This is a genomic window from Microbulbifer elongatus, assembly GCF_020524885.1.
Lineage (GTDB): Bacteria > Pseudomonadota > Gammaproteobacteria > Pseudomonadales > Cellvibrionaceae > Microbulbifer > Microbulbifer elongatus_A.
This window is the reverse complement of the sequence record NZ_JAIVKJ010000001.1, coordinates 688,557-705,775: the sequence shown is the minus strand read 5'-3', so window position 1 is coordinate 705,775 and position 17,219 is coordinate 688,557. Positions and strand designations below refer to the sequence as shown.

Here is a 17,219-nt window from a genome sequence, read left to right as displayed (position 1 = left end):
TTCTCTTTGCGACGCGAGACACTCAGGTAATCAGGTCGCGCACCGGCTCCAGATCCGGATGATCTTTCGGCACTACAAGTTTGCGTGCACGCACTTCCTGGGAGAGCTCGGTGCCGACTTTATGCAGCGCAGGGGCTGCAAATTGGGAGTGAACACCCTCTTCCTGGCTAAGCTGCTCAAGATGTCGCAATAACTTACCATAAGCCGTGAGTGCTTCATCACAGCGCCCCTGGCGAAAGTACAGGTCGGCAAGATTCTGGTTGCTCACCGACAACATGGCTACCGCTGCCTCGCGGTCTTCACATTGGGTAAGCAAAAAGGTGGCGCGCTGACACGCGGCTTTATAGAGTTCCTCTGCCTCAACTTCCTGGCCACCCTCATAGGCGCGATTGGCGGAGGTCATGATTTCTTTCCACTGCTCCATTGGCTTCCCTTGGAGTTTCATTGGTATGGATTGGCGCAAAAATCCTTAATTGCGAATGGGAACCTCTGACAACTATCCACTATCGACACATCAGCAGTGGCTGTCAAGGGAGAGCAAGGGCTTCAATGTACTGCACTAGCGGGCCTCTTCACCACGGAATAGGAGATCCATCCCAGAATAATAGTTTTCCGTTATCCCCGGACTGCAATTGCGCGAGCACGCTCACTATCCGCTGTGCACTCAGCGCTGGGGAATAGAGTTTTCCATCCGGGATATTGCTCTGGAACGGCTTGGACAAGGGGGTGTCGGTCGTTCCCGGATGTATCGCCACAACACAGCAATTCTCGACCCTTCTGCTCCATTCAATCGAGAGGTTTCGCACCAGCATGTTCAGCGCGGCCTTGCTCATCCGATAGCTGTACCAGCCGCCCAGCTGGTTGTCTTCGATACTGCCAACTTTTGCCGATAGCGATGCCCACACCAGTGGCGACCGTTTCAGCAGTAGTGGCGCTAGCGCCTGCGCGAGATGAAGATGCGTCAGAACATTGACAGAAATACTTTGCAACAGCGCTTCGTCGCTACATTGCTGCAGATTTTTTTCCGGGCTGTGATCCCGCCAGTGCAGGATACCGCAACAGTCGATAACCCAGTTTGGTATTGGCTGTTCGCGCAACCAGTCGCGGACCGTTTTCACGGCCCCCTCATCTTCGAGGGAGGCACACAGATGTTGGTGAGTTACAGAAAGACGGTCCAGACCGGAGCGGCTGATGGTGAGTAAAACGGCATCTGGAAAACGCTTTACCAGTTCACCGCATAACGCCGTGCCGAGTCCACCACGGGCCCCAGCCAGCAAGATGCACTCGGGGCTGTTGATAACAGTTTGCTGCATCGGCTTCCCTGCCCTGCAGACAGCGGCGGAATCAGTGCTCCGCGCTACTGTCTTTTCCTGAAGGTTTCTTTGGCTCGCACACCACCCGCAGCATCGGCTCATCGGAGCGGAAAATCAGACCGTGGATTTCGGTGGTGTTCTGCCCCTGCAATAACTGCTGCAGGAATTGCACAATCTGCGCGGAGATTTCCTGCCCCGGCACCAGCACCGGAATCCCCGGTGGATAGGGCACGATTTCGTCGGCACAGGTGCGGCCCACCAATTTTTTCTCCGCCGCCACCCCGTTATCCATCAGGGGCAGCTCTTCGGTCTCGGCGAAATAGGCGTCCGCAGGCAGGCTGTTGAGATGCGTAAATTCCGGTAGCTGGCGGGCGGTGCCCACGTGACTGCGCCTGCGTGGCTGCTTGGCCAATTGTTTAAGCGCGTGCACCAGACGCAACAGTTTGCTCTCGGTACTACCCAGGGTAACCAGCACAGACACGGTGTTATAGGTGGTTTTTTCCACCTGGATACCGAACTGATCAAACAGTTTCACCTGGATCTCATTGCCCGAATATCCACTCTTGGTGACGTCGATAGTCACTTTGGTGGGGTCCAGGCGAATATTGTCGTTGGCCAGTGGCGCGGGAATAAGGTCTTCGCGGGTCAGCGCGCGGAATACACCAGTAGCGTCCACTTCCCGGCGCAGAGTCTCCACCATCTTCAGGCAGTGTCGCAGGCGGCCGTAACCTTCCATCACCATCTGTTTACGCGCCACGTCCAGACTCGCGATCATGGAATATTGCGGGCTGGTGGAGGCGTACATATTGAGGTTTTCGCGAAAGCGGAATTCGTCGAAGTCCGGATCCTGCACGTGAATCATGCTGGCCTGGGAAAAGGCAGACAGCATCTTGTGGGTGCTCTGGGTAACGTAGTCTGCACCGCACTCCAGCGCCGTGGGCCGCAGCTCGGTGTGGAAGTAACCGTGGGCGTACCAGGCTTCATCAATCAGCACCTTTACGCCGCGTTCATGGGCGTAGTCGATGATCGGCTTGAGATCGTAGCGCAGACCATCGTAGGTGCAGGAGGTAATCACTAACAATCCTGCATCCGGGTGCTCGTCCAACGCCTTTTCAATATCCGCGCGACACACCGGGCCGTAGATACCGAACTCCGGATGCAGGGTGGATTTCAGGTACACCGGCTCTATCCGGTTCATCACAACAGCGTGATGCACGGACTTATGGCACGCCTGGTCAACGATGATCTTGCCGCCGCCGCCGAGAATCTGCTGGATGACCACCTTGTTGGCGGTGGAGGTGCCATTGGTGAGGAAGAAGGTCTTTTCGGCGCCGAAGGCCTGAGCCGCCAGATCCTGCGCTTCCTGGATCACCGAATGGGGTTCCAGCAGGCTATCCAGCACCTGCACGGACACAGACAGGTCTGTGTTGAAAACGTGCTCACCCATAAACCGGTAGAAATCCCCTACCCAGGGGCTGTTGCGCAGGCTGTCGCCACCGGAGTGTCCCGGCGTGTGCCAGGCATCCCGGGCGCTGAACACGTATTCCTTGAGGGTATCGGCAAAGGGAGTGGAGGCGCGGCGGGAAATGAATGCCTGCACCAGGCGGAACATATGATTGAAATTGCACTCGCGGCGGTCGAACAGCTCGTCGAAACGCTTGCGCACCGAGGCCGGCGCACCGCCCTGGTCGCTTAAAAATGAGTCTTGCGCCACCAGAAATACATTCAACTGGGCGCGCAGATTGTGCATCCGATCGGCAAGCTGTTCCGCGGCTTGCAACTCGTCGGGGCTGCAACCACCGTCGATGATCAGGGCCTGCAGCTGGTCTACTTCCCGCAGACACTTCTCCAGCGCACCGGTGGCCACCGCCTCAAAGCGCAGTCCATAAGGATTCTCGTGCTGAGCCGCCGTAGCATTGAGGGCATTGACCCAGACACTACTCAAATCGCGGTCATTACTGACCAGTGCCACTCGGCACTCTAGTGGCTGACGCTGCTCACACCGGTTGCCCAGGTCAGGCATCTTCAGTTCTACACCCATAACACTTCTTCTTATCTTTCAGCATAGAAGGCAGATACTAAAGGAGGCAGGCGACGAATACGGGGCAACAAGAGGATTTGGCGATAACCGCCAGCAAAATGGTGTTCGGCAGGATCAATGATCAAAAAATGTGATCACATTAGAATTTTGCGCTCTGAACTTCGCCGTTGAACTGTAAACAGTGCTCGACCCTGACGCGCTGTACCGGGGACAGGTCATTGAGCGGAAAGTAGTCAAAGGCGGAATGCTCGGATGACAGGGTAATACCACCATCGCCGTTGGAGCTGGCGCCATTGGCCTTCAAGTGCGCGCGGAATATGAAAACGTGGGAGTTATACACCCTGTGGTAGTAAACGCCACTGAGGTAATCGATGACCACATCCCGGCCGAGTTCTTCACGGCACTCCCGGTGCAGGGCTTCGTGAATAGTCTCCCCGAGATCCAGCGCACCGCCGGGCAGCCCCCAGGTCTTGTCGGCATAGGTGGCGCGGAGCTGCAGCACTTCCCCCTCCTCGTTGGTAATAACGGCGTGAGCGCTCAGTTTGTAGGTGTCGTCAAATCCCATCCGTGGACCTTATGCCCTTTAGCTTCCGGTACCCCGGGCAAGTTCGAAACCAATCCCCAGGGTCTGTACCGATTCATCGTAGTCGATCAGGCTCTCGCCGTAACCATTGAAATACTTGACGTATCCGCGCACCCGGTTGCCCATGGGGAAGCTCCAGCGCAGCTCTCCGGCCCCCTTGTTGTCGGAGCGCAGGTTATTGCGCACCATGATGGAAATATTGTGGTCACCGCGCTCGACGCCGCCGACAAATTCGAAGTGCCCCAGATAGAACTCGAGGTCTGGATTGTCATCGTCCTCCCGGTCTTCCGGTATCCGGTACCAGGGCTTCAGGGTGAAATAGACATCGTCTTTTTCAAAGGCAAAATTTGCGTAGATGCGGTTCCAGCTGCGGGATAGAGGCTCGCTGCGGCCGTTGGACTGGTGATTAAACGCAATCTGGTTGGCCACGTTCTGAAAACCGAAAATGGTCCAGTCATTGAGCCAGGTCATGATCAATTCCGGCTCGTGGTTGGTCTCGCGGAAAGGCGCAGAATCATCTGAATTGTATGCCTGCCAGAAGGAGCGGTTGGTGTAGGCGAAGCTCATGAAGGACGCCTTGCCGAGAAAACCGCGCCACACCGGCACCTGCACCGATAGCTGGAATTGCGCCTCGATGGAATCCAGGTCCAGCTCATCCGCGATTTCGTAATCTTCCAGCCCGCCTTTATTGGGCTTGGGGTTGTAAGTGAGGGGCAATAGATAGTTGGTTTTGTGAGACGCCAAAGTAAATGGGTTCTGCGAGGCATCGCGAATGGCCTGGGCGCGCTTGCTCACCAGTGCCCCACCCGCACTATCCGACTCCGCTTCTGGTACGGTGGCAAATATCGGCGTCTCCTCTACCCGTCGCCCCTCTCTGATCACCGAAAGCTGGCAGCGAATCCGCATCTCTTCCAGAGTGATATTGGCGGGCGCTGTTAATAGTTGCTCGCGCAAGCAGTTTTCCTGACGCTTTTGCTCACTCAGTAACGAGTCGTCGGTCTGCAGCAGCTCTATTTCTTCGTAGGAGGAAACTGAGGGCTCGGTATCTTCTGCCGCCAGCTCGGCGGAGAATACCGTGGCGATCGCGGTCACCAGACCAAAAATCCGTAAATTCCGGGAAAAGTGGTGGGGGAAAAACAAAACTGGCGCTCCTGGATCAATTCAGGGCGCCAGTTTACACGGTTTACGGACTTATAACGTGCTTAGGGTCAGGCTGTCATCGCCCTACCCACATTCGATACAGGTCCTCTGACTCAGCTTCTCTAAACCTACTCTCCTAACACAAAGCCTTGAGCTCCGGCGCCCACTCCAGGTCCCGCAGACGCACCTGCCACAGGCGTCCGGTGCTACTGGGCCAGTCGTAGCCCACCAGCAGGCCGCGGGGGTCCACATAGCAGTGGGTATCCCGTTCGGCTTCATCGCCTTGATAGGAGAACACGGTGATATCCGGCCCCAGGTCGTGTACACCCTGGATATTGGCATCACCGGCCACAATGGACGCGCGTCGGTGGCTCACCCGCGGCGCAAGCAACTTGCCACGCTGAGAGGGGTCAACGATATCCGGCGCCACCACTTCGCACCCGAACTCCATATCGCGCAGGCGCATTAACAGTGGGCCCATGAAAATCCGCATCAGCGGGAACAACAACCGGTTCTGCCCTTCGAGCACGCTTTGCTGCAGGCCGTTGGGCCCGGTCCACTCCGCCTCAATGGCATCCCCCATATGTGGAACCCTTGCGCCTTGGGGGGCGAGACGATAGTGGGCATTAACTTCGTCCACCTCATCTTTCCACGTAACACGGCACTCAGTGACCAAGCCGGCATCCATTCGGGCGCGAACCTCAATACCGTGGCCCTGCTCACCCACCAGTCGACGGCTGATAAGTAGCTGCTGCCCGTCCTCGTCACGACCCAGCTGCCAGTCATCCTGTACCGGCATTGCTCTGCCGTCGCAGATGTATTCGTAGCGACCCTGAGCCAGGTTAGCAGTCAATCGCATAAGATTTTCGTCCATGATTTCTCTTGATGCTGAGGGGGAGTTTGCTGGATTAAACGCACAAAATTGATGCATGGTTTCGCGCTCTAGCCTGCAAAAAGTATTGCACAAGCCCACGCGTTTGCTGCGGAATTGTGACGTTTACCAGAAATATTTATGAGCCTGGCTGGCCGCCGCGGCCGGGTTTCTTCCACTCCGTTACCGCAGTATTTCAACCACAAATGTTCGCTGCGCGTTAGTAACCACTTTGGTGCATAATCGACGGGTTTATTACTCAAGGTTTTAAGAAGGAGAAGGCCATCATGCTCGAGTGGCTCAACGCACACATCGCTTACTGGCACTGGCTGGTGCTGGGCTTACTACTGGTTACCGCAGAGATATTTGTCTCCGGCTTTATTCTGTTCTGGTTTGGCCTTGCGGCACTTTTTATGGGGGTACTATTGCTAGCGGTAGGTATGCCCATTACCGCACAACTGCTGCTGTGGGCCGGCCTCTCTGTTGCCCTGGTCTTCCTGTGGCTCAAGTTCATCAAGCCCAACTGGAAAGACCGCACCACCTCCGGCATGGCAATGGAGGCACTCACCGGCCAGGTGGGGTCGGTCATCGAGTCCAATATCGGCAAGCCTCGTGGGCGGCTGCGTTTTCCTGCTCCCATTCTTGGTGAAGACGAATGGCAATTTATGAGTACCAGCGAAATTGCCATCGGTGAACGGGTAACGGTCGTCAATATTTCCGGTAATACACTGGTGGTCAGCCCGAACTGATCGCTGTAACCAAACAACAAATCCAAGTTTCAGATCCACATTCTTAAGGGGAAAATATGGAAGGATTATCCGTAGTACTGGCACTAGTGGTGCTGGTTATCATCACCATCGGCATGGGTGTACGTATTGTGCCGCAGGGGTCCAAGCACATTGTGCAGCGACTGGGTAAGTACCACAGCACACTGAACCCGGGCATGAACGTGATCATCCCCTACGTGGACCAGGTGCCCTACAAGGTGACCACCAAAGATATCGTGCTGGATATCCCTTCCCAGGAAGTCATCACCCAGGATAACGCCACCATCATTGCCAACGCAGTAGCCTACATCAATATCGTCTCGCCGGAGAAAGCGGTGTACGGGGTAGAGGATTACGAAATTGCTATCCAGAACCTGGTACAGACAGCCCTGCGCTCCATTGTGGGCGAAATGTCCCTCGACGCCGCGCTGTCGTCACGGGACCTGATCAAAGCGAAACTGAAAGAAGCCATCTCTGATGATATCGCCGACTGGGGTATCAACCTCAAAACCGTCGAGATTCAGGACATCAACCCCTCTGCCACCATGCAGAAGGCGATGGAAGAACAGGCCGCCGCCGAACGTCAGCGTCGCGCCACCGTCACCCGCGCCGAGGGTGAAAAGCAGGCCGCCATTCTCGAGGCCGACGGCCGACTGGAAGCGTCCAAGCGGGACGCCAAGGCCCAGGTAGTACTGGCCGATGCCAGCCGCGAAGCCATTGAGAGGGTGACTCAGGCCATCGGCGATAAGGAGATGCCGGTTATGTACCTGCTGGGCGAGCGCTATATCAATGCGCTGGAAGAAGTGTCTACCTCAAGCAACGCCAAAAACGTTATTTTCCCGGCAGACCTGCCCAATGCAATCAAGGGCCTGCTGAGCCGCTAAGCCCCAGGCCCTGAACTGGTGGCGCTTCCGCTACAGGTAGCGCTGCCAGAACTCCGCTTTGCCGTACTCCTCATCCAGGGCATAGGGCTTGAACCCACTCTTGAGATAAGCCCCACGCGCGGGGTGGTTTTTTTCCAGCACTTCCAGGGTGATCTTGCAGCAGCCGCGCTCGCGGGCAACCTCCGCCACTTTTTCCATCATCCGGGAACATACCCCCAGGCCGCGCGCCGACTCCATCACCACCACATCGTGAATGTTCACCAGCGGTTTGCACAGAAAGGTAGAGAACCCCATAAAACAGTTCACCAGCCCGAGTGCCTCGCCGTCTCGATAGGCGAGCACCGAAAACGCACCGGGAAACTCCGCCAGCCGCTCGAGCAGCTCTCGATGACAGACCTCGTCGAGCGGCTCACCACCACCATAGGGGTCCCGCGAATAGTGATCCATCAGGGTGAGCAGGTCCGCCCCGTGTTTTTCATCCCGGTAGTCAGCAATCACAATATCCAGGGACGCGGTAGGCGACTTAGCCGCAGAACTGATTTGTATTTTTTCCATACCGATTGACCTCATCAAACTTCCATACCAGTGGCGCTGATTTAGCGCTCCGCCTGAGCATTCTTGCGCGACGCTTCCGCCTGGGACGTCAATGCACTCTGGGCAAGAAAAAAACGCCGGTAGTTGCGTACCCGAGCGCGCTGAGCCAAAAGCCAACGCACTTTTTTGCGTCGGCGCGCCAGCGCGGCATTGTGCTTATTGAATCGACGCGGGCGGCGAATTGCCGAATTTCTGAGCCCCATCAGGCTGCCCCTATGTAGTGTTCTCTTGTGGTTACCCATAACGGTAACCTTTGACGATAGAAAGACGCCCCTAAAACAAGCGGCAAATACGCCGCCGCAGAGTAGCAGAACATTGCCCCGTTTTCAGGGCCGGCAAGCGTGTTATTCGTTCAATATCCACCCGAAGCAGCGGCGTAGATTGGCGCGCTCGGGCAAAAGCGCTATCCTGCTCGGCTAATATAAACAGCCACGCAAACCGCGGGGATGAGTGCCTTGTCAAAGCTGAACGATCTGATCGAAAAAAACCGCGCCTGGTCCGAGTCCACTCGTCGGGAAAAGCCGGATTTCTTCCTCAAGCTGTCTGAGCAACAGTCCCCGGAATACCTGTGGATTGGCTGCGCTGACAGTCGGGTACCCGCCAACCAGATCGTCGACCTGCTGCCCGGTGAGCTGTTCGTACACCGCAACGTCGCCAACGTGGTGGTGCACTCTGACCTCAACTGCCTGTCGGTCATCCAGTTCGCGGTGGAAGCCCTCAAGGTGAAACACATCATGGTAGTCGGCCATTACGGCTGCGGCGGCGTAAAAGCGGCACTGGAGGATCAGCGCCTCGGCCTGATCGAGAGCTGGCTACGCCATATCAAGGATGTGCGCGACAAGCACCACACCCTGATCGAGCTCTTCCCGCAGGAAGAACGCGTGGACTTACTGTGCGAACTCAATGTACTGGAACAGGTCATTCACGTATGCCAGACCACCCCGGTACGCGACGCTTGGGAAAGTGGCCAAGAGCTGACCGTACACGGCTGGGTCTACGGGCTTTCCAACGGTTTGGTCAACGACCTGCAGATCACGGTGGAAAACACCGCACAGATCAATGAGGTTTACCATCGCGCGCTGACCAGCATCGCCCAGCGCACCAAGGGCTGAGTCACCAGCAGGCACCAGCCAAAGCAAGATAATTACGTTTTTCAATTTAAAAGAACCAGTAGTATTCAGGGGTCTTCATGTCCGATTTTCGCGTTTGGGAATGCCAGATTTGTGGCTGGATTTACGATGAAGCCAAGGGCTCACCGGACGACGGCATTCCCCCCGGCACCCGCTGGGACGACATCCCCGATGATTGGGTCTGCCCAGAATGCGGCGCCACCAAGGACGAGTTCGAGATGCTCGCGGTGGTCGCGAGCAAAGAGTCAAAGGTAGCTCAGGGCGAAAGCATTACTCGGGAGGCCGCCGTGAGCACCTCTGCCACCGCGCCAAACGCAACGCAATCTGCCAGCAGCCGCATCTGGGAATGCATGGTGTGTGGCTGGGTCTACGACGAAGCCAAGGGTGCCCCTGAAGAAGGAATCGCCCCCGGCACCCGCTGGGAAGATATTCCCGAAGACTGGACCTGCCCGGAGTGCGGCGTCGGCAAAGAAGATTTTGATATGGTGCTGGTAAGCCAGCCCAAAGACATACCACAGGAGCAGACGGAGGCTACAGAGCCCGCTCCGCTGGACGACACCGATCCCCTGGTGATTATTGGCACCGGGCTCGCGGGCTATCATCTGGCGAAAGAATTCCGCAAGCTGGATCAGCGCACCCCGCTGCTGCTGATCAGCGGCGATGACGGTACGTTTTATTCCAAGCCCCTGCTGTCCGCGTCCCTCGCCCACGGCAAAACCCCACAGCAACTGGCTACCGCCAGTGCGGAGGCCATGGCAAAAGAACTCAATGCCGAGATACTCGTGCACACCCACGTTACCGACGTGGACCGCGAAGCCCGCACCCTGACACTGGTATCCGACGGCAGCGGCGTCAGCGCCAAACTGTGTTATAGCCGCCTGGTATTTGCCACCGGTGCCAACTGCGCGCCACTCCCCCCCATGGAAGGCGACGGCCTTGCGCGCCTGTTCCGGGTCAACAGCCTGGGGGACTACCACCGCTTCCGCACCGCACTGACCAACCGCAAACGCGTATTGCTCATCGGTGCCGGCCTGATCGGCTGTGAGTTTGCCAACGACCTGGCGCAAGCGGGCTACGAGGTAGATGTAGTCGATATTCAGCCCTGGCCACTGGCTAACCTGCTGCCGGAAGCCGCCGGCCGCGATATTCAGAAAACCCTTGAACAGACTGGTGTTCGCTTCCACCTCGGTGCGGGAGTCTCAAGACTCGAGCGCACCGCAACTGGTGTCCGCGCTCAGCTCGCCAATGAAACGAAGGTAGAGGCCGACCTCGCCCTCGCCGCCCTCGGCCTGCGACCCAATACCGGCCTCGCCGAGACGGCCGGCATCGAGGTAAACCGCGGTATCGTCACCAATCGGCAGCTGCAAACCAGCGACGCCAACACATACGCCCTGGGGGACTGCGCAGAAGTGGACGGCCACAGCCTCTACTATGTGGCACCGCTCACCCAAAGCGCCCGCGCCCTCGCCAAGACCCTCACCGGTACACCCACCCCGGTACAATACGGCTGTCTGCCGGTCGCGGTAAAAACTACCTTGCGCCCCACAGTAGTCTGCCCGCCCCGTCCGGGCAGCGCGGGGGAATGGCAGGTTGCCGCAACGGCCGATGGCGTAAAAGCCGAATTCCAGGACAGTGCCGGCAACCTCCTCGGTTTCGCCCTGACCGGCAACGCGATTGCCGAACGCGACGCCCTCAGCCGCCGCTGTGCGCCATTAATGGAGTGACACCGGGAACGACACACCCCGGTAACAAAAGAAAACCACGCAAAACGGCCATTTTTCCCGTAGAATGGCCGCCAGCACAAAAATTGAACAGATTTTAATCGAAGTATGACGGCATCCAGTAACCCAGCAGCCCAAACTGAAACCGCCCAGTCAGCGGAGGAGCGCAGCCGCGCCCTGCGCGACACTCTCGGGCATTTCGCCACCGGTGTCACTGTGGTTACCACCCTGGACGCGAGTGGACAGCCCGTGGGAATGACCGTCAACAGCTTCAACTCCGTCTCACTCGACCCGGCGCTCACTCTCTGGAGCATCGACCGCAGTGCACTCAGCTACGCAGCCTTTACCCAGTGCGAGCGCTTCGCAATCCACGTGCTAAAGGGCGACCAGCAACACGTCTCCAACCTGTTTGCCGGCCGCGGCGCCGACAAGTTCGGCCAGGTCAAATGGCACCAGGGGCCGGGCAATATCCCGCATTTGGACGACTGCGCCGCCCTCTTCCACTGCCGCCGCGCCCAGAACATCGAAGGCGGTGACCACACCATCCTGCTGGGTGAAGTGCTGGAATTCAGCGCCAGCGGTGGCGAGCCCCTCGTTTTCCACCGCGGCCGCTACCGTGCCCTCGCCGGGGAATAAGGCGTCCATACATAAATCCGCGTTATAAATCTGCCTGCGATACGCACCAATCGGTATAAAAATTCCGGCGGAATCTGCCTCGATGCATTGTGACGCTGTCACCTGCCGGTCATACTTTTGGTACACCCTTGGGAGACCTCCGCCACTGTGGACGTCGAGATGCGCACAACCGACACCCTCTTCTGTTTTGCTCACCGCGGCTACCCCAAGCGCGCCACGGAAAACACCCTGCAGGCCATTACCCACGCCCTCGAATTCGATATCGACGGGGTGGAAATTGACGTGTGGAATGTGGGCGGCGAACTGATCGTAAAACACGATCGCCGCCTGGGAAGATTACTGGCGGGGCAGGAACTACTGACCGAAATGGCCCCCGCCGCCCTCCGACAAATGCTGCTACCCGGCGGCGAGCATGTGCCCACGCTGCGGGAAGTGCTGGAACTGGTGGGCAACCACGTACAGCTGAATATCGAGCTTAAAGGCCCCAACTGCGCCGCCCTCGCCGCGCAGGAGCTGGAATCCTACATCCGCGACAACGGCGCCACCTACGAGCAGTACCTGATCTCTTCCTTCGATCACCGCCAGGTGTATGAATGCCTGAAGCTGATCCCGGAGGTACGCCGGGGTGTGCTCATCGACGGCGTACCCCTGGATCTCGCCGCGTGCGGGGAACCGCTCGAGGCCTACTCCATCCACCACAGCCTCGATTTCGTCTGCCCGGAAATCATCGCCGACGGCCACCAGCGCGGCTTCAAAAGTTACGTATTCACCGTCAACCACCCGCACGACCTGGCACTGGTGGCCGCGATGAACGTAGACGGGGTGTTTACCGATGAACCGCAGCTGATCATGGACTACAACTGCGAGAAAACGGGAGAGATGATGGCTCAGCAGATTGAGCCGGTGGGGAAGTTCAACGAGGCAGGGTAACCTAAATTAGTGTTAGCCCCGCCTGGATAACAGGTTGTTAGTTACGCGCGTCCAGCATGCCAAGCAACTGTTCCACACTCGGACGGGTTTTGTAGTCCTGGGACACATGGGCCCACTCTATGCTGCCGTCAGCACCCACCAGGAAAATACCCGGCGCGGCAATCTTGTGGTGATCCTTACCGGACCAGTCTTCCAGCACGATGCCGTAGGTCTTGTACTTCTCCGCAGTGGCATCATCAATCTCCACCACTACATCGAACGCCTCGTGGGCTGTCAGCTCCGGATCCGACAACACCGGGAAGGGAATCTCGTACGTTGCCTTGGCCATGGCACTGGCATCGGGCTTGTCCACACTAATCAGCACCGGGGTCACCCCGCGCTTTTCAAACTCCGGCCAAGCTTCGGCCAGCTGGCGAATCTGCACGTTGCAGTAGGGGCACCAGCCACCGCGGTAGAACACCACCAATATCGGCGCATTGGACTTTAGCAGGCCCTCGAGGGAAGCCTCTTTGCCCTTGTGGGTCAGCACTGAGAAATTCGCGGGCTTGTCACCCAACTTCAGGCCAGATTCAACCTTGCCGAGATCGGTGCTTTTGGTCTCGCCGAGTTCGGGGAGCTTTTCAGGGAGGGCGATATCCTGGGCCATTGCACTCAGACTGAATACGCTGAGTAGTGCGGCCAGTAAGGGGGCTTTCATCGATGGTGATCCTTGTGATTTTATAACTATCAGTACTTTACGTTCAGGGCACCTCCTCGGACCATTCGACCGAAGTAAAGTGCCCAAATCGGATACTCCAACACCACCAGGACCTACAGCAGGCGTCCTATATCAAATAACCCCGCTGAATTTAGCGCACAGCTGCGACCTACTTTGCGAGTTACAAACCGCTAATGGGAGTCGTGATTCTTAGCCTGTGTGTATAACTGATCCTTGAGTCGGGCGCGCTGGGTTTTCAGCTCCCTGAAGTGGTGGTCATCCGTCGCAACACCCCGCTCTTCCAAACCGCGGATTTCCTTGTCCAGCTTGTGGTAAACGTCGCGGTCAGTTTTGTACTGAATACTGTCCTGAACCAGATGGCGGATGCTGTCGGCGAGATCGGGGAACTCGGTTTCAAGGGTGCGGGAGGGAATAGACATTGACTGCGGCTCCTCGTGCTTGATGGTTTACATAAATATTGTAGTCTCCAAGTGTTCCACGCCCACCAACTGACCAGGCCTCGATTACGGTATTAGCCCGCTCTTGCAGTCCTTGATCCGGCGGCACCCTAGCCCTGACAAAACGCATCGCCTGGACGGCCATCTTGCCCCCTTATAGACCAAAAGAACTCTAAATAGACCAAAAGAACTCTAAGGCCGAAAGAGCTGGCCAAGCAAAATAGACCGGAAAGTCAAGATCATTAAACCCATCTCCAAAACTACGAGTTTATGCCTGTCGCACCATAGTTCCTCAGAAAAGAGTCGAGTAGAATGTCAGTTATTCCGGGCAACTCCCGGCGACCGATATTCATAAAAATGATGTGCAATCAAGATGTATGCATCTTCTAAATTATCCCACAGTCACTTCATAGACAGCTGCCAATACTCTACACCGCACTCGCTAGCCTGTAGGCGAGTAACGTCTCATGTATATGGCAAGAGAGCTCGGTCAAAAGCCATATAGATGGCTTGGGCTCCCGCTGTTCTGCTAAGAAAACTTAACATCCACCTGGGGCCTTAGAAACCAACACAAAGCAAGCGTCAATAACACTAATATTGCACAGGTCCACGTTACTCATGGTCTATCAAGAAGAGCTTATCAAGAAGCTCAAAAATCATACAGCACGCATAGGAGTGATTGGCCTAGGTTATGTAGGGCTTCCACTTGCGCTCACTTATAGCAAAGCGGGATTCAGAGTCCTAGGTTTCGATACAGATGACCAGAAAGTTCAAACGTTGAACGCTGGTGGCACCTATATTGAGCGAATAGCAAAGGAAGAAATTGGGCTGGCGAGAGAATTTGGCTTTGAGGCAACATCAAATTTTGAAGAAGCGTCACTATGTGACGCACTCATTATTTGCGTACCCACGCCACTCACTCAACATAGAGAACCCGACATCAGTTTCATAGTGAATACGATGGATAGTATTTGCCCTTATCTACGAGCAGGGCAAGTCATATCATTAGAAAGCACCACTTACCCTGGCACCACAGAAGAAGAGCTTCTACCCAAAATTGAATCTAGTAGTTTGATTGTAGGGCAAGATACCTTCCTTGTTTATTCGCCTGAGCGTGAAGACCCAGGCAATCCAAAATATGAAACTCGTAACATCCCGAAAGTTGTTGGCGGGCTTACCAAGGCATGCCTAAAGGTCGGAACTGAGCTTTACGAACAAGCTATCGAAACAGTTGTTCCCGTGACAAGCACCAAGACCGCCGAGATGACAAAACTCCTAGAAAACATTCACAGAGCAGTCAATATTGGGCTAGTCAACGAAATGAAACTCGTTGCGGACCGCATGGGGATCGACATCTTTGAAGTCATTGACGCAGCTGCAACCAAGCCATTTGGATTTACCCCATATTACCCCGGCCCGGGCCTGGGAGGACACTGCATACCGATTGATCCCTATTACCTTACATGGAAGGCGCGTGCCTATGGGATAAATACACGCTTTATCGAGCTATCAGGCGAGATAAACAGAGCTATGCCAGAATTTGTTCTAAAGAAACTCATTGATGGGTTAAACCAGCAGGGGAAGGCGCTAAATGGAAGCAAAATTTTAATTATAGGGATTTCATACAAAAAAAATGTAGACGATATGCGAGAGTCTCCATCTGTCGAAATTATGGAGCTAATCCAAAAGAAAGGTGGAGTATTATCCTATAGTGACCCCCATGTACCTGTATTCCCCAAAATGAGACAGCACCACTTTAACCTAGAAAGTATACCTTTAACCGAAAGCAATCTATCGATGCATGATGCAGTGATAATAGCCACGGACCATGAAAAAATTGACTATGTCAAGATCAAAGAAAACAGTCAGCTCATAATTGATACCCGCGGAAAATACAGAGATCCCGCTGCGCACATAGTTAGTGCGTAGTTTTGTAACCCGATGTTGGCGCCCTTAGTTAATAATGGGCAATTCAAAGAGCCGCTAAATCCCCCCAAATTGAATAAATTATTACAGAATGTGAAATAGACACCATGTCGGACAAAATTTGAAACTGAACGCGACACCCGGTAAAAAGCAAGATTTAAAATTCTTAACATCTATACACATGACATAACAATGAATTTAAGCCAAAGACAAGCACCATGTAAGGGACCGACACGGGAAATAGCTAAGTGACCCGCCCCAAATACGTATATGCTACAGGGGCACTGGCTCGCAATACGATCTGGCTAATGACAAGCCAGGCAATTAGAATTTTTGTACAGGCAGCGTACTTCTTGTTAATAACAAGAACACTGGGAGCGCAAGGTTACGGTATATTCGCGGGCGTTGTATCGCTAACTACAATTTTGGCAGCATTCGCGGGAATGGGCAGTGGACACATATTGATAAAGAATGTGGCGAGAGCTCCCGACTCTTTTTCACATTACTGGGGCATCACGCTAACACTGCTGTTAGCAACATCGATCCCACTCACTAGTCTACTACTCCTTCTCGGAATCTTATTTTTGCCGCCGGAAGTCCCGGCTGAAATAGTCGTAACAATTGCGATAGCCGACCTTATATTTGCACCACTCGTATTAATTTGCAGTCAAAGCTTCCAAGGTTTTCAACGGATTCGAGAAGCAGCAACAATACTACTCATTCTTGCGCTCAGCCGCCTAATGACTGCACTAGCAATGGGGCTAAAAGAAAGTTCACCGACGCCGGAGGATTGGGCCAATTTTTACCTCGCAGGCACCATAATTGCCACAGTGATTTCTTTTTATTTCGTACGGAATAGGCTCTCAGCACACTTTAAACCTCAGCTGATAACGCTCAAGGAATTACGTGAAGGGTTTAGTTTTTCACTTAGCAACAGTGGACAACGAGGTAATAATGACATAGACAAGACTATGTTATTACGCCTCGATACTGCACAATCTGCTGGTCTATATTCAGCTGCCTATCGCATAGTTGAAGTGGCATTTATGCCGGTGACGGCTCTACTTTCTGCGGCGTACTCCCGTTTTTTTCAACAAGGTGCTAACGGCCTCTCAGGGAGCCGTAATTACGCGCTAAAGCTCCTTGCGCCTGCTACAGGTTATGCAGCATTAAGTACCATAATTATCTATTTTTTTGCCCCATATCTACCAATGTTACTAGGAGATGGATTTGAAAGCACTGAGAGTGTAGCCCGCTGGCTTGCAATAATGCCCTTATTGTTAACGTTATACACAACATCTGCACTGGCATTAACTGGAGCAGGACATCAAAACCTAAGAACTGGCATTGAGATCAGCACACTGGGCATCAACCTAGTGCTAAATCTTTGGTGGATTCCGATATATTCATATTATGGTGCTGTTTGGGCGACGCTTTCTTCAAGATTATTAGCTACCGCAGCCACAATGTATTTTCTGTATAAGATTTCACCACAACAGCAAAGTAACGCAAACGCAATTTAAGCCCA

The 17,219-nt window shown here is 54.9% G+C and carries 18 protein-coding genes; 8 read left to right on the top strand and 10 right to left on the bottom strand.

Features of this window, described 5'->3' with window-relative positions:
• Nucleotides 1-22: 22 nt before the first annotated feature.
• The 6 genes from LC059_RS02900 to LC059_RS02875 all read right to left on the bottom strand — a co-directional run bounded on the left by LC059_RS02900 (nucleotide 23) and on the right by LC059_RS02875 (nucleotide 5,951).
• Nucleotides 23-424, bottom strand: coding sequence for a hypothetical protein (locus LC059_RS02900; RefSeq protein WP_226702321.1), 402 nt, complete (start codon nucleotides 422-424; stop codon nucleotides 23-25).
• Nucleotides 425-572: 148 nt separating this feature from the next.
• Nucleotides 573-1,313, bottom strand: coding sequence for an SDR family NAD(P)-dependent oxidoreductase (locus LC059_RS02895; RefSeq protein WP_226702320.1), 741 nt, complete (start codon nucleotides 1,311-1,313; stop codon nucleotides 573-575).
• A 31-nt stretch (nucleotides 1,314-1,344) separates the two neighbouring features.
• Complete coding sequence (locus LC059_RS02890; protein WP_226702319.1) at nucleotides 1,345-3,354, bottom strand: aminotransferase class I/II-fold pyridoxal phosphate-dependent enzyme; 2,010 nt, start codon at nucleotides 3,352-3,354, stop codon at nucleotides 1,345-1,347.
• A 139-nt stretch (nucleotides 3,355-3,493) separates the two neighbouring features.
• The gene (locus LC059_RS02885; protein ID WP_226702318.1) at nucleotides 3,494-3,919 is read right to left on the bottom strand and encodes an NUDIX hydrolase; all 426 of its coding nucleotides are present in this window, start codon (nucleotides 3,917-3,919) and stop codon (nucleotides 3,494-3,496) included.
• Between the two features lie 18 nt (nucleotides 3,920-3,937).
• A complete protein-coding gene (locus LC059_RS02880; RefSeq protein ID WP_226702317.1) occupies nucleotides 3,938-5,029 on the bottom strand; it encodes a phospholipase A in 1,092 nt (363 codons plus the stop codon).
• A gap of 184 nt (nucleotides 5,030-5,213) precedes the next feature.
• Complete coding sequence (locus LC059_RS02875) at nucleotides 5,214-5,951, bottom strand: hypothetical protein (protein ID WP_226702316.1); 738 nt, start codon at nucleotides 5,949-5,951, stop codon at nucleotides 5,214-5,216.
• A gap of 284 nt (nucleotides 5,952-6,235) precedes the next feature.
• On the opposite strand from LC059_RS02875, the gene LC059_RS02870 reads away from it, so the two are divergent.
• Both LC059_RS02870 and LC059_RS02865 read left to right on the top strand, forming a co-directional pair.
• Nucleotides 6,236-6,697, top strand: coding sequence for an NfeD family protein (locus tag LC059_RS02870; RefSeq protein WP_226702315.1), 462 nt, complete (start codon nucleotides 6,236-6,238; stop codon nucleotides 6,695-6,697).
• Between the two features lie 56 nt (nucleotides 6,698-6,753).
• A complete protein-coding gene (locus LC059_RS02865) occupies nucleotides 6,754-7,599 on the top strand; it encodes an SPFH domain-containing protein (RefSeq protein ID WP_226702314.1) in 846 nt (281 codons plus the stop codon).
• Between the two features lie 30 nt (nucleotides 7,600-7,629).
• Here LC059_RS02865 and LC059_RS02860 read toward each other — a convergent pair whose 3' ends face one another.
• Together LC059_RS02860 and LC059_RS02855 are read right to left on the bottom strand one after the other, a co-directional pair.
• Nucleotides 7,630-8,154, bottom strand: a complete 525-nt coding sequence (locus LC059_RS02860) for a GNAT family N-acetyltransferase (RefSeq protein ID WP_226702313.1) — start codon at nucleotides 8,152-8,154, stop codon at nucleotides 7,630-7,632.
• 41 nt (nucleotides 8,155-8,195) lie between these two features.
• The gene (locus tag LC059_RS02855; RefSeq protein ID WP_226702312.1) at nucleotides 8,196-8,396 is read right to left on the bottom strand and encodes a hypothetical protein; all 201 of its coding nucleotides are present in this window, start codon (nucleotides 8,394-8,396) and stop codon (nucleotides 8,196-8,198) included.
• 252 nt (nucleotides 8,397-8,648) lie between these two features.
• On the opposite strand from LC059_RS02855, the gene can reads away from it, so the two are divergent.
• The 4 genes from can (at nucleotide 8,649) to LC059_RS02835 (ending at nucleotide 12,610) form a co-directional block, all read left to right on the top strand.
• Nucleotides 8,649-9,305, top strand: coding sequence for a carbonate dehydratase (can, locus tag LC059_RS02850; protein WP_226703176.1), 657 nt, complete (start codon nucleotides 8,649-8,651; stop codon nucleotides 9,303-9,305).
• Nucleotides 9,306-9,382: 77 nt separating this feature from the next.
• Nucleotides 9,383-11,047 carry an FAD-dependent oxidoreductase gene (locus LC059_RS02845; RefSeq protein ID WP_226702311.1) on the top strand — a complete coding sequence of 555 codons (1,665 nt, stop codon included), beginning with the start codon at nucleotides 9,383-9,385 and terminating at the stop codon, nucleotides 11,045-11,047.
• A 105-nt stretch (nucleotides 11,048-11,152) separates the two neighbouring features.
• Nucleotides 11,153-11,680: a flavin reductase family protein gene (locus LC059_RS02840; RefSeq protein WP_226702310.1), complete on the top strand. Its 528-nt coding sequence runs from the start codon at nucleotides 11,153-11,155 to the stop codon at nucleotides 11,678-11,680.
• Nucleotides 11,681-11,839: 159 nt separating this feature from the next.
• On the top strand, nucleotides 11,840-12,610 hold the full coding sequence (locus tag LC059_RS02835) for a glycerophosphodiester phosphodiesterase (RefSeq protein ID WP_226702309.1): 771 nt from the start codon (nucleotides 11,840-11,842) through the stop codon (nucleotides 12,608-12,610).
• Nucleotides 12,611-12,647: 37 nt separating this feature from the next.
• Here the strand turns inward: LC059_RS02835 and LC059_RS02830 are convergent, their stop codons facing one another.
• A complete protein-coding gene (locus LC059_RS02830; RefSeq protein ID WP_226702308.1) occupies nucleotides 12,648-13,307 on the bottom strand; it encodes a peroxiredoxin-like family protein in 660 nt (219 codons plus the stop codon).
• A gap of 191 nt (nucleotides 13,308-13,498) precedes the next feature.
• On the bottom strand, nucleotides 13,499-13,747 hold the full coding sequence (locus tag LC059_RS02825) for a YdcH family protein (protein WP_226702307.1): 249 nt from the start codon (nucleotides 13,745-13,747) through the stop codon (nucleotides 13,499-13,501).
• A 636-nt stretch (nucleotides 13,748-14,383) separates the two neighbouring features.
• Between LC059_RS02825 and LC059_RS02820 the strand changes: the two genes are divergently transcribed.
• The gene (locus tag LC059_RS02820; protein WP_226702306.1) at nucleotides 14,384-15,694 is read left to right on the top strand and encodes a nucleotide sugar dehydrogenase; all 1,311 of its coding nucleotides are present in this window, start codon (nucleotides 14,384-14,386) and stop codon (nucleotides 15,692-15,694) included.
• A gap of 245 nt (nucleotides 15,695-15,939) precedes the next feature.
• The gene (locus LC059_RS02815) at nucleotides 15,940-17,214 is read left to right on the top strand and encodes an oligosaccharide flippase family protein (RefSeq protein ID WP_226702305.1); all 1,275 of its coding nucleotides are present in this window, start codon (nucleotides 15,940-15,942) and stop codon (nucleotides 17,212-17,214) included.
• The last annotated feature ends 5 nt before the right edge of the window (nucleotides 17,215-17,219 follow it).